General features: G+C 44.2%; 9 protein-coding genes, 1 pseudogene and 1 riboswitch. Of the genes and pseudogenes, 2 read left to right on the forward strand and 8 right to left on the reverse strand.

The genetic code is table 11. The features are described 5' to 3' along the window. Window positions 1-22 precede the first annotated feature (22 nt). Window positions 23-1,018 carry a UDP-glucose 4-epimerase GalE gene (gene galE, locus TRNA_RS42115; protein ID WP_011198445.1) on the forward strand — a complete coding sequence of 332 codons (996 nt, stop codon included), beginning with the start codon at window positions 23-25 and terminating at the stop codon, window positions 1,016-1,018. Window positions 1,019-1,222: 204 nt separating this feature from the next. Here the strand turns inward: galE and TRNA_RS42120 are convergent, their stop codons facing one another. Genes TRNA_RS42120 through TRNA_RS42135 form a run of 4 tightly spaced genes read right to left on the reverse strand, consistent with a single transcriptional unit; the run spans window position 1,223 to window position 4,759 of the window. After that, window positions 1,223-2,362, reverse strand: coding sequence for a hypothetical protein (locus TRNA_RS42120; RefSeq protein WP_003186487.1), 1,140 nt, complete (start codon window positions 2,360-2,362; stop codon window positions 1,223-1,225). Between the two features lie 10 nt (window positions 2,363-2,372). Further along, entirely contained in the window at window positions 2,373-3,803 is a 1,431-nt protein-coding gene (locus TRNA_RS42125) for an alpha/beta fold hydrolase (protein WP_003186489.1), read from the reverse strand. Window positions 3,804-3,821: 18 nt separating this feature from the next. Then, window positions 3,822-4,460, reverse strand: coding sequence for a hypothetical protein (locus tag TRNA_RS42130; protein WP_009329919.1), 639 nt, complete (start codon window positions 4,458-4,460; stop codon window positions 3,822-3,824). Window positions 4,461-4,462: 2 nt separating this feature from the next. After that, a complete protein-coding gene (locus TRNA_RS42135) occupies window positions 4,463-4,759 on the reverse strand; it encodes a DUF4176 domain-containing protein (RefSeq protein ID WP_009329922.1) in 297 nt (98 codons plus the stop codon). 521 nt (window positions 4,760-5,280) lie between these two features. Then, a riboswitch (purine riboswitch) is annotated at window positions 5,281-5,382 on the forward strand. A 134-nt stretch (window positions 5,383-5,516) separates the two neighbouring features. Here TRNA_RS42135 and TRNA_RS42140 point away from each other — a divergent pair. Next, window positions 5,517-6,710 (forward strand): nucleoside transporter C-terminal domain-containing protein, encoded by a 1,194-nt coding sequence (locus TRNA_RS42140; protein WP_003186496.1) that lies wholly within the window; start codon window positions 5,517-5,519, stop codon window positions 6,708-6,710. A 45-nt stretch (window positions 6,711-6,755) separates the two neighbouring features. Here the strand turns inward: TRNA_RS42140 and TRNA_RS42145 are convergent. The 4 genes and pseudogenes from TRNA_RS42145 to TRNA_RS42160 all read right to left on the reverse strand — a co-directional run bounded on the left by TRNA_RS42145 (window position 6,756) and on the right by TRNA_RS42160 (window position 12,856). Further along, window positions 6,756-8,837 (reverse strand): annotated as a pseudogene (locus TRNA_RS42145) (catalase). A 134-nt stretch (window positions 8,838-8,971) separates the two neighbouring features. Continuing rightward, window positions 8,972-9,421 carry an AraC family transcriptional regulator gene (locus tag TRNA_RS42150; protein ID WP_009329926.1) on the reverse strand — a complete coding sequence of 150 codons (450 nt, stop codon included), beginning with the start codon at window positions 9,419-9,421 and terminating at the stop codon, window positions 8,972-8,974. Window positions 9,422-9,588: 167 nt separating this feature from the next. After that, on the reverse strand, window positions 9,589-11,007 hold the full coding sequence (locus TRNA_RS42155) for a glycoside hydrolase family 1 protein (RefSeq protein ID WP_009329928.1): 1,419 nt from the start codon (window positions 11,005-11,007) through the stop codon (window positions 9,589-9,591). After that, a complete protein-coding gene (locus TRNA_RS42160) occupies window positions 10,997-12,856 on the reverse strand; it encodes a PTS beta-glucoside transporter subunit IIBCA (protein WP_009329930.1) in 1,860 nt (619 codons plus the stop codon). Before TRNA_RS42160 ends, TRNA_RS42155 begins: the two co-directional genes overlap by 11 nt. Window positions 12,857-13,141 lie beyond the last annotated feature (285 nt).

Below are 13,141 nucleotides of genomic sequence, written 5' to 3' on the forward strand. Positions count from 1 at the left end.
AGATCCAAAAGGAGGGATTCCGATGAGCGTACTAGTTGTCGGGGGAGCCGGTTATATCGGTTCCCACGCCGTTTACACGTTAATTGAGAAAAAAGAAAGAGTCGTTGTTGTGGATTCCCTGGCAACAGGACACGCAGAAGCCGTTCACTCCGAAGCTGCGTTTTATAAAGGGGACATTCGCGACCGGCATTTTCTCAAGCAAGTATTTGAAAACGAGGACATTGAAGCCGTCATGCATTTCGCAGCATCTCCGATTTCCTCGAAATCCAAAAACGTGTTTACTTCCTTTAACGAAAACATCACAGGAATGGAAACACTGCTTGACGTGATGAAAGAATACGATGTCGGCCGGATCGTTTTCGCGTCAAGCGCGGCCGTCTACGGCAGTCCAGAAGACCTCCCTGTCACGGAAGAAACCGAACCTGAGCCCGTTCACGCGCACGGCAAAGTCAAATGGATGATGGAGAAAATGCTGATGGAAGCGGAAAAAGCGTACGGGCTGAAATATGTGATCCTCCGCTCCTTCAATGCGTGCGGCGCTCACCCATCCGCCATCATCGGCGAAGACCGGGGGAGCGAAACACATCTCATTTCAAATGTTCTGCGAACCGCTCTCGGACACCTTCCTTTTGTTCACATAGATCAATCTGAAGACGGAACTGGCGTCCGCGATTATGTTCATGTTCAAGATTTGGCAGAAGCACACGTGCTCGCCATCAATCACTTGCGGAAAGGCAAGGATAGCCGAATCTACAATCTCAGCTATGGCGAAAGCTACTCCGCTGAACAAATCATCCTTGCCGCCCAATATGTCACAGGCATTCCCCTCATCGCCGCAAAGCTGACAGAAACGGACATCGATTCACAAGCAACATTTGCCGCTTCTTCCTCCAGAGCCAGAAAAGAATTAGGCTGGACCCCACAGCACAACAGCCTGATCGCGATCATCCGCGACGCCTGGAACTGGCACTCTGCGAATCCGAATGGATATGCGTCGGAGAAGGTGAAGCAAGGGTGAAAATGAACTGCACCCCTATCGTTAGGCAGCGTCTAACTATGGAGGTGCGTTTTTTTCTCCATCGGCTTTGCGGTAGTTGGTGATCATCGGCAGGCCATTGAAATGTTTTTATTTGAGTTCCAAAAATTACAGAAGGCTTGTCCCAATTTTGTGGCCTACCTTTGTCAAATAAGAAAAGGACTGCATAAAAACTCTTCAGTCCCTCTATGATTCAATTCCTAAATCAACTAAATAAGCCGTTGGCTGTTGTTTGTTTTTTTGTAAATCAATAAGTACATTAACAGAACCTGCTGTACCAATTGTCTTCCCATGATAAGAAATATACAAAACTACATAATCTTTATTAAAATAATGAATATTAGCTATCCTCGCATCACCCGCGTTTAAATCCATCTCTTTTGCAATTTGTTTGAAATCAATCTTAAATTGAGCTTCATATTTTTCATTTCCTTTTAGATAATTATCCATTGTTTGTATCTGTTGGATACCATCAGGCATTACATTTGTTTCTTTTTCTTTTGCTCCGTTAATATAAACATACTTACCGTCTTTGCTCAGAATATCAGTGTTTTTGATTTTCCTAACTTTGTTTTTCTTTTCATCAAAAATGTATTTATCAAATAACTTACGATATGCTCCATCCTTCGCTACATTTGGAAATACGGATAAGTATTCCTTCAGTTTCCCAGACTCAATTGTTGAATTTAATTCCTCTTCTTTAACAATCCGGTATTTTGAAAGATCACTTTTTAAAAAAAGATAATATATTTGTCTGTCTCCAAGGTCACCATTTTTAAATTTTTCATATACGTCCACTTGTATAAGCATGCTGTCTTTGCTAACAGCTGCTAACGCCAGATGTACTTTTTTATCCTTGGCTGATGGAAACTCTATTTTTTTTTCTCCGCTTTTTGTTTTCACTTTTAGAACATTCTTTTTATCTAATGTCATTTCCGGCAGATTATATTCAAGTTTATTGTGGATAAGTTTTTCTTTAGTTAAAAATTCAGTTGTTTTCAAATCATATAATTTTGTCGCAGGATATTTATTAGCCGAAAGAAAGGGACTGTAAAAATCGTCTACTTCTTGATCTGTATATTGATAGTACCGTAGCCCCTTTTTATCACTGCGCATAATCGTATATGTACTATTTTGATAACTAAGAGTTGCGTCTGTCGCTAAATCAAGTTCATGTCTCATAAATTCTCTAAATGCTGGACTGTCTTCTTTGGGCAAGCCTTTTTTATAGATGGCTTCCTGAACATCATCTTTGCCGCAGCCGGTGGTGGCGAGCAGTAGAAACACTATTAAAAAAAATATACTTATAAACCCTTTCTTTTTCATCGACCTTCTCCTATTCTGCTTCTTTTTTGTTGACCTCTCGAATCAAGTCAACAAATTCAGAGTCTTCAATTTCATAAATATGTCCAGGATTGGTTACACCGGAACCTCTTACTTCAATTTCTGGCTTTTTATCAATGAGATCGCCTAATATGTCACCGTGTTGACTTTCGACCGAAACGATATCATCACTGTTTATTTTATGTTTTCCGCTTGCGGTATAGTAAGGGGAAAAACTTACAGTATCCTCTGTTCTGTATCCCGCCGCAGCGGTAATGTCCATCTTCTGCAGCTTTTGATACACCTCAGGATTGGCAGATTTCAAATGATTAATATCTTCAGTCATCGCCTCACAGTCCATATCAGTGTAGGCATTACTGTAATCTTTTCCATTATCATTGTTTTTGTTTTCTTCATTAAAATCTAAATAATCACTTGTATTCATAGTATCTCTTCCAGCAGCATTATCTGCAAGCCAGCGCGCTCTATTTGCCCCGGCAGCTAAGAGATTTTTATCATATGGAGTTCCGATTGTTGTGATGCTTCGCACATGGTCAGGGTAATCCATCGCAAATTGCAGCGATCTTCTTCCTCCATAGCTGTGCCCGAACATATCGATCTTTGTCTCCTCATTCATCAGCCCCATCTCATTTAACTTTTCTGCTAAATCGTCACTTGTTGCTTGCCGATGCTCATTGGGTTCATTTGTGTCATAAACAATATGGAGACGGCCGTTAGTGTCGAAGTATTCAAGACCTTTTATTTCTTCATAAGTTTCCTTTATATACATTTTTCCATATTTGTCAATATAATAGTATTCATAAACATATTCGTTTTTTTCATTTGTTGTAATACGAACGATAAGGTCGCCCTTTTTCGCAGCATCCTTTACACTTTTATAGAAACCATTCCCACTATCCTCAATCCCATGCACATAAACAGAAACATTCTTATAATCCGAAAAATCGCCTTTTACATGGTTAACTGAATTATACAAGATTGAGAGGTCTGTCAAAGCTTCGCGCATCGGGGCGCGGTGGGTGCGGGCGACATTGCTGAAATCTTGTTCCACCTGATCAATGCCATTTTTTAGATTCTCGTATTGGCTAATTAAAAGAACAGCGTCACTCGAAATATTGTTGCGTTTTCTTAAGTCTTCCGGTGTGGGGTCTTCCATAGACTCAAATTTGCGCCTGGCATTCTCCTGGCACTCTTTTAAATCCTTTATCCAATCGTTGATTTCCGATTTGATATCCGCCACATTAAAATCCATTACGTTTTTTGATACAAAATTCGGAAGTTCTTTATTTTCTATCGAAACCCATATTTTATTAAAAGTATCAAGCAGACGGCTGGATTGGGCTAACCGCAGCAGCTGGTTCGCTTTTCTTTCATGGTTTTTGAGAATGTTCGTGATTTCTTTTTCTCTATTATGATAAGCCATAACTCTGTTTCCCTTCCATCATTTCACTCTTTGCAGTTGCTGTGAGATTATGTTATCGACGCGCTTTAATTCCTTAACGATGTTTTTAGCATTTGCCGAAAGTTCTTTGACTCTTTTTTTAAGCTCCGTCATGATTGAGTTGATGTGCGACTTTGCATCAGACCAGACGTCATCGAATTTTTCCCACGGAAATTCTGTTTCATACATCATTTCTCTGAGCATTGTGTCAAAATGGTGCAAAACTTCATCAAGTGTAGATAGATTTGATTCAAACTTTCCGGTTGCCTGGTGTAACGATTCACCGTTTACTTTAATTTCACTTTGAACTCTTTCAGCCGAAAACGTATGGTTTCTTTCTGATCTCGACTGCGGCTGAACATTGGCCGGCTTGTCGGATTCGTCCGTCAGTTCGACCGCTTTTGCAAAACAGCGTACACTGTCTGCAAAATATAATAAACAGCTGCTTGCTTTACTGAAAAAGTTGATGTTGTCGCTCATTTTTTTCTGCAGCGCTGCTGCGGCTTTTCCGCTGTGCCGGTCTAATTCTTCACGAAAAAACACCATGTTCTCAAATACATGGATAAAGGCGTTTTCCAGCTGACTAATGGTTCCCGCTGCCTTGTGTGAAAGTTCTTTGTTGAAGCGAAAATGTCCCATCGTCATTGCTCCTTATTTTCTTTTTTTCCTGCTTCAGCTTCTGTTAGCAGTTCATCAAGCTGCAATTCTTTTTGATCAACATACCCGTAATGGTATACCACTTCTATGTCCTGTTTATTAAATAGAACAAGCTGCTCTTTTGGATCGGTAAATCCATTTGGATAGTCGACAGCTGCATAATCTCTGATCACGTGATTTGTTTCAGAAAACATTTGCCGGCCGATGACGAGCAGACGCCTTGAATCATTATATAAGCCGACAACACTGCCGACAGGAAGATAGTTCTTTTTTAACAGCATAATTCATTATCCCTCTTTTTCTCTGAAATTGGACATACATACAAGTTGTAAAAACATAGGAAAATCATAGCAAAAAGGTATCATTTCATTCAACGAACTAAAGCACCGCGAAATTTTGCCTATTTAAATTCAGAGACTTTTGATTTAATGTTCGCTCATTACGCAAGGTTTGTCGGTGTCATTAGTATGTTACAGTGAGGCCTTAGCACTGAAACGATTCATCATACTTACGGGAACTTCCAGATAAAGTTTCTCAAAAAAACCGCCATAATAGGCGGCATCATGAAGATATAAAGCGCGATCGCTTACGATTCTCCTCTAATAAAAAGAATTTTATCACTTTCAATTTTTCGTCTGTTGTTCTGTGCATCGTCACTTCAATCATTTTTCCCGCTTGAAAATCCGGCTTTCAAAGACTAAGCAACAAGCGCCCTGACCCTCTCCTAGACATGACTTCATTTGAAATGTGAAAATATATTTTTAGCTTGAATTTTACACAATCTCGAGATAAAATACAGTCAAAATAATAGAAGCCCACTTCTTGTATATAATCAGTAATAGGGTCTGATTGTTTCTACCTGGCAACCGTAAATCGCCAGACTACAAGGAAGTTTGAATAGATTTGATCATGTAAAAAGTGTATTGCGCAAACAATATATCTATTTTTCATTTGCTCTTATTTTTCATGCTTTCTTTATCGGAACCCATGAAAAATAAGAGCTTTTTTATTTTCAAAAAACATTCGGGAGTTGGCATCATGTATTTTCTCATTAATATTTTAGGCATTTTCATTGTCATGTCTGTAATTTATTTTTGTTCCCCGCGAAAGAAAAGCGTAAAATGGAGGCCGATTCTCTCCCTTTTCATCGTTGAGCTTTTGGTGACGTGGTTTATGCTTGGGACAAAAATCGGCGGATGGGCCATCAACCTGATCGCCTCTTTCTTTTCGTGGCTGATCGCTTGTGCAAGCGACGGCATCGCTTTTGCCTTTCCGTCCGTGATGGGCAATGAAACCGTTGACTTTTTCTTCAGCGCCTTGCTGCCGATTATTTTTGTTGTGACATTTTTTGATATACTGGCTTATTTCGGAATTTTAACATGGATGATTGATAAGATCGGCTGGGTAATTTCGAAAGTCTCACGCCTTCCTAAATTAGAAAGTTTCTTTTCGATTCAAATGATGTTTCTGGGCAATACTGAAGCGCTCGCCGTCATTCGCGGGCAATTGGCTGTATTAAAGGATAACCGCCTGCTGACGTTCGGCATTATGAGCATGAGCAGCATCAGCGGATCGATTCTCGGTTCTTATTTAACGATGGTTCCTGCGACATACGTATTTACCGCCATCCCGCTAAACTGCTTAAATGCGTTGATCTTGGCCAGCATTTTAAACCCGGTGGAAGTCACTAAGGATGAAGACATTATTTACGTACCGCCAAAAGAAGAGAAAAAGGACTTTTTCTCAACGATTTCAAACAGCATGATGGTCGGAATGAATATGGTCATCGTCATTCTCGCCATGGTCATCGGATATGTCGCTTTAACCTCATGTTTGAACGGTATTTTGGGCTTGATCGTAGACGGTTTGACGATTCAAAAGATCTTTTCTTATATCTTCAGTCCGTTCGCATTCCTGCTTGGACTGGCGCCGGGCGACGCGATGTATGTTGCACAGCTGATGGGCATGAAACTCGCCACAAACGAATTCGTCGCGATGATGGATTTAAAAACGCAGCTAGACGCGATTTCACCCCATACAGCCGCCGTGGCCACAACATTTTTGACGTCGTTTGCCAACTTCAGTACGATCGGGATGATCTATGGAACGTACAATTCCTTATTTAACGGAGAAAAATCGGCGATTATCGGAAGAAATGTGTGGAAGCTCCTCGTCAGCGGAATAGCAGTGTCGCTGTTGAGCGCGGGGATTGTCGGGCTGTTTGTTTGGTAGAAAAATAGATTAAAAGGGCAGGCATCTAGCCTGCCTGCTTTATTATTAAACTTGCCTATCCCAATGGCGGTGCCCGCTGATCGCTTCGACCAGCTTTTTGCCGAAGTCGTCTTTGTTCTTATCACCACGAGAGGTGATAATGCCCGGCTGTGAAGCCGCGTGGGCCCCGGCGGCGGACAGCAGGAGATCGACCCCTTCGCCTGCGGCTCCGACCGCTTTATAATGTCCGAATGCTTCATTGACAAAATCCGATGCGGCTTTATGCAATTTCAGGCGTTCTATGCTTTCTTGGCCGCCCGGAATATAAACGGCATCGTACAGCACAGAATCGACCGTCTGCAAAGTGTTTCCGACTTCAATTTCTGTGCCGCCGGCCCCTTCGATTACTCCGAGTGCCGAGCTGACGATGTCCGGAATGATGCCGGCTTTTTTGAATTCTTTCAACACACGGCTCAAGTCTTCATCATCAAAACCTTGTTCTGCTAAAATGGCGACTGTCCTTGTCTGCGGCAGTTTCACCGTATTCTCCTGGCTGAGCGCAGGGGATTTGAACGTCACGTTGGAGCCTTCGTCTTTTTCAGGGGGCTCTACGCCTACACCCGCAGCGATTTGCTTGGCAAGCTCCCCGTCAACCCGGTTAAACATATGAACGACTTGGCGGCGGACGTCCTTGCTTTTGACCTTTCCGACTTCAAAGCGGAACGCCGAAATGATATGTTCTTTTTCAACGGGGGACATGCTGTTCCAAAACAGCTTCGCTTGCGAATAGTGGTCGTTAAAGCTTTCGCTGCGCTGGCGGATTTTTTTGCCCTCGACTTTTTCCTCGTAGTGCACATATCCGCCTTCTTCTTCTGAAGCAGGCGCCGGATCGTTGTTTTGAAGCGAATTTTTATGATAAGCGACAGGCCCTTTGTTAATCGTCATCCTGTGATAGCCGTCATACTGGTTGTTATGGAACGGACAGACCGGGCGGTTGATTGGAATTTCGTGAAAGTTCGGACCTCCCAATCGGATCAGCTGTGTGTCCGTATAAGAAAAGAGCCGGCCTTGCAATAGCGGATCGTTTGTGAAATCGATCCCCGGCACAACATGGCCCGGATGGAAAGCGGCCTGTTCGGTTTCCGCAAAAACGTTATCCTGGTTTCGATTCAGCGTCATTTTGCCGATGATTTTGACAGGGACGATTTCTTCCGGCCAAAGCTTTGTCGGGTCAAGGATATCGAAGTCAAACTTGAACTCGTCTTCTTCGTCAATCATTTGCACGCCGAGCTCATACTCCACTTCATCGCCTCTTTCGATCGCTTCCCACAGATCGCGGCGGTGATAGTCGGGATCTTTTCCGGCGATTGTCTGCGCTTCGTCCCAGACGAGCGAATGGACGCCGAGGACGGGCTTCCAGTGAAATTTAACAAAGTGCGCCTTGCCTTCTTCGTTTACAAACCTGAACGTATGAACGCCGAAGCCTTCCATCATCCTGTAGCTTCGCGGAATCGCCCTGTCAGACATTGCTCACATGATCATGTGGGCCGTTTCTTCATTGTTGGCGACAAAGTCCCAAAACGTATCGTGCGCCGTAGAAGCCTGCGGCATTTCGTTGTTCGGTTCCGGTTTAAAGGCGTGCACCAGGTCAGGGAACTTGATGGCATCCTGAATGAAGAAAACGGGGATGTTGTTGCCGACAAGATCATAGTTCCCTTCTTCTGTATAAAACTTTGTCGCAAATCCTCTGACATCGCGTACAGTGTCACCCGAGCCCCTGGAACCGGCGACAGTCGAGAACCTGACAAACACCGGTGTTTTCACTGACGGATCTTGAAGAAACTTTGCTTTCGTATACTCCGTCATCGGCTCGTAAACCTGAAAATAGCCATGCGCGCCAAACCCCCTCGCATGAACGACTCGCTCCGGAATCCGTTCATGGTCAAAATGGGTCATTTTTTCACGGAAATGAAAGTCCTCCATCAGCGTCGGACCGCGCACGCCTGCTTTTAAGGAGTGCTCGTCTTCAGATACGCGCAAACCTTGGTTCGTCGTCATTTTTTTGCCCCTGTTGTCAGACCGGTACTGTTCGAGTTGTTGATCCTTGCTGTGCCCATTGACTTTGCGGCGGCCATCATTGTTATTCACTTGTCATCCCTCCTCATTTTTATTCCCTATGTAGCTGATCTGGAATGCTATTTTATGATTTACCCTTTCTGTCGGCGGGTTAAACTCTTTTTATAGATTCAAAGTTTTGTGTGACAACTACACAAAAAAACGAATTAAACCGATTTTAAGGGCACACATATTTCGCAATACGGACTGTTCACCATATCACCAACGTATTTTTCCATGATTGGCCTATTGTCCAATTGGTATTTGTTTTGCAGAGATGAGAAAATATCTGAATATGCTTTTTGAATAGCTTCTGCTGTATGTTCAACCTCGTAAATAAGGTATTGTCCGCCGGAAATTTCGCCTTCAAAAACGGTATCATCGACTTGATAATCATGCGGTATCACAATACAAGCATCAAATCGACAATGATCAGGAGGCGTTGTTTTCGGGTTATCTTGTGGAATCGCAAACAGAATGGCGGATTCAAGAAGATCTTTTTTCTTAGCCCATTTTTTTAATCTTTCCATTACCTCAATGTTGGCGGGGCCGTATGGACCAACTCGGCGCATATATGCAATGCGGTAGTTTGGAAGTGTTTCGATTTTGAATTTCATAGGTTCTTTCTTCCTTTCCATCATTGTTGTTCGTTCCGTTTCGAATGTAACACGCTTTAAAGATATTTACATTCATATTTTTAAAATTTTCTGCAAATTTTAAAATGAGCATTTTCAAACCAAAAAAGAGGATATTCAGAGATCATCTGAACATCCTCTTTCTTTGTTTAATCGAGTGTTTCGCCGTTTGTAGCAATCAGGTTTTTATACCAGTAAAAGCTTTTTTTGCGAATGCGGCGCAAGTCTTTCAAATCAAATTCATCGCGGTTCACATAAATAAATCCGTAGCGTTTTGAACAGCCTTGATGGGTCGAAATTAAGTCGATGGCAGACCATGGGGAGTAGCCGAAAACATCGACTCCATCCGTGATTGCCAGCTGAATTTGCTTGATATGCTCTTTTAAATAATCGATGCGGTAATCGTCATTTACGACATCTCCGTCTTCAAGCTGATCAAACGCGCCGAGGCCGTTCTCAGTGACGATCAGCGGCAGCTGGTAGCGGTCGTAAATTTCGCGCAGCGTCGAACGGAAACCGACAGGGTCGATCTCCCAGCCAAATGCGTTTTTCTTTAGGTGCGGATTGCTGCTTCCCCTATATACGCCTTCTTCTCCCGTCTGCAAATGCTGGTCTCCGCCTCGAGCAGCCGTGTCGCTGCCATCACCCCTGCTTGCTTCAGCCGTTTGCGATGTATAGTAGTTAAACGCGATAAAATCCGGCTTGGCCGACCGCAGAATGTCCATATCCCCTTCAGCGATGACCGGTGTGCAGCCTTTTTCTTTCATATATGCCCACGCTGTTGTATTGTACCGTCCGAATACGGCCATATCCAAGTAAAGCCAGTTTCGGATCGCATTATAGTTAAAAGCCGCCAGCACGTCCTCCGGTTTCGAAGAAGCGGGATAGATGAGCGCAATATTCGGCGCAGGACCGATTTTTGCTTCCGGCAGCATCTCATGGCAAAGCTTGATCGCTTTCGCCTGTGCGACGAGCATGTGATGGTTTTGCTGATAAAGCTCTTTTTTCGGATTTTCCAAGTTCGGATCGAGTGTACCGAGTGCAGATCCGTGGAGGATCATCATATTTTGCTCATTGATGGTCAGCCAGTATTTGACGCGGTCACCGTAGCTTTCAAAAAGGACCTTCGCATACTTTTCAAAAGCATCAATCGTGGCCCTGTCCGACCAGCCGCCTTTTTTCTGCAAAGCATTCGGCAGATCAAAGTGGTACATCGTAACAATTGGTTCGATTCCATACTTTAGAAGTTCATCGATCAAACGGCTGTAAAATTCGATTCCCTTCGGATTAATATCACCGTCCCCGTCCGGAATGATGCGCGTCCAGGCAATCGAAAAACGGTACGCTTTGAAGCCCATTTCCGCAAATAAAGCGATATCTTCTTTATAGCGCTGGTAATGGTCGCTTGCGACTTTAAAATCGGTTGTCCCTTCCGGGTAGCTTTCGCGCGCATCGATGACAGAAGGCCCTTTTCCATCTTCGTCCCAAGCGCCTTCCACTTGATAAGCGGAAGTAGACGCGCCCCACAAAAAATCTTTCGGAAATTGAGCTAATGTTTTATATTTCATGATTATTTTCCTCCCTTGGTGATGAAATTAAAGTGATGATCCGTTCTTCAGTTTTCACCTTTTTTTGATCCGTTGGAATGACATCCGTGTATTGACCGGAATTTGTAACGATGATCGGCGTTTTCACGTCAAACCCTTCTTCTTTCAAAGCGTCCAGATCGAATTCTGCGAGTATATCACCCCGTTTCACATTTTGCCCCTGCACGGCTTTAGGATTGAAGTGCTTTCCTTCGAGCCTGACTGTGTCCATTCCAATATGAATCAAAATCTCGGCTCCGCTTTCGGTCGTTATGCCGTATGCGTGACCCGTCGGAAATGCCGTTGTCACGATGCCGTCCGCAGGGGCGGTGACAACGCCTTTTGACGGAACCACCGCGATTCCCTCTCCAAGCGCCCCCGATGCGAACACTTTATCTGATACTTCTGTTAACGGCAGGACTTCTCCTTGCAAAGGGCTGTAAATCGGTTCACCGGCGCTTTTTTCAACAGGCTCCTCTTTTGTCACCTCCACAGGGTCGTCAAAGCCGACAATGTAAGTGAGCAAAATCGATAAAACAAATGAAACTGAAATGCCGATGATGAAGCCGAGAAAGCCCGGTCCGTAAAAAATCGGAATCGTCAACAAGCCCGGAGCGCCGGAAGCGAGGGCGACGCTGCCGGAGTATCCGATAATGGCTCCGCCTGCCGCCGCGCTGATGACACCGCATACAAACGGCTTTTTCAGCCTGAGCGTCACCCCGTAGACGGCCGGCTCTGTAATCCCGAATATCCCGGTAACGGCAGCTGATCCTGCCAATGCTTTCAGCTTCTTGTTTTTCGTCTTCAGCATGACGCCAAATGCGGCTCCTGTTTGGGCAAACACGGCGGCTGCCGTCGCCGGCTTAATGTAGTCCTTGCCGTGGACGGCAATGTTGTTCAAAATGACAGGGACGATCCCCCAGTGAATCCCGAAGATGACAAGGATTTGCCATAAGGCCGCAATAATCGCTCCTGCCAGAATCGGGCTGAAATCAAAAACGGACAGAATCGCCGCCGCGATCCCGTTTCCTGTGTAAACGCCGAGCGGTCCGAATACGATCAAAGTTAACGGCACCATCACCGTCAGGCATAATAAAGGGGTGATAAAGTTCTTCACGCTTTCATGAATAAAGCGCATACATAATCTTTCAAGATAGCTCATCACAAATACCGCAAGGATAATCGGGATAACGGTCGACGTATAATTCATCAAGACGACCGGAATGCCGAAAAACTCCGTATGGGCGCCGCTGTTTTTCAGTTCGAGTATCGTCGGATAGATCAGCGCTCCGGCAATCGTCAGCGCTATGAACGGGTTCGCTCCGAATTTTTTGGCGGCCGTAACGGCGAGCAGCAAAGGCAGGAAATAAAACAGGCTGTCGGCTGCCGCGTATAGAATCGTATATGTCGTCTCTTCCGGCGAGAGCCAGCCGGCGTTTGTGCAAATCAAAAGCAGGCCTTTTAAAATCCCCGCTCCCGCCATGACGCCGAGCAGCGGAGTGAAAATGCTGGATACGACATCTACTAATCTACCGGCGAGGCTTCCTTTCTCTTTTTGACTGTGATCGGCCGCAGAACTTTCCAACAGTTGAGAGATCCGGCCGATTTCTTTATATACTTCAGGAACGTTATTGCCGATAACGACTTGAAATTGCCCGCCGCTCTCCACCACGGTTACCACGCCATCCGTATTTTCAAGCGCTTCTCTGTCTGCTTTGGAACGGTCTTTCAGTTTGAAGCGGAGCCTTGTCGCGCAATGGACTAGCGATACAACGTTCTTCTCCCCGCCGACGCGCGCCAGAATTTCTTTTGCCATTGATTGAACATTCATCGTTGATCATCTCCTGTCTCTCGTAAAGCCCTATCAAGCTGTTAAAAAATAAAAAACCTAAACTAAAGCCTGTACAAAGAAGGCTTAGTTTAGGTTTTGCCTGCCGAACAGTAACAATCCCACTTAAGACAATATGAAAATAAAAAAACCTAAATCACTATGAAAAACAAGGGCATAAGAGTCCCCCTTCACAGTCATTTAGGTTTTGCCTGCATCATCAGTAACAATCCTAACAACCTGTATAAGTTGATGTAAGTAAAAAGTAGCATACATTTATCCAATTGT

The sequence above is a fragment of the Bacillus licheniformis DSM 13 = ATCC 14580 genome (assembly GCF_000011645.1).
Taxonomy (GTDB): domain Bacteria; phylum Bacillota; class Bacilli; order Bacillales; family Bacillaceae; genus Bacillus; species Bacillus licheniformis.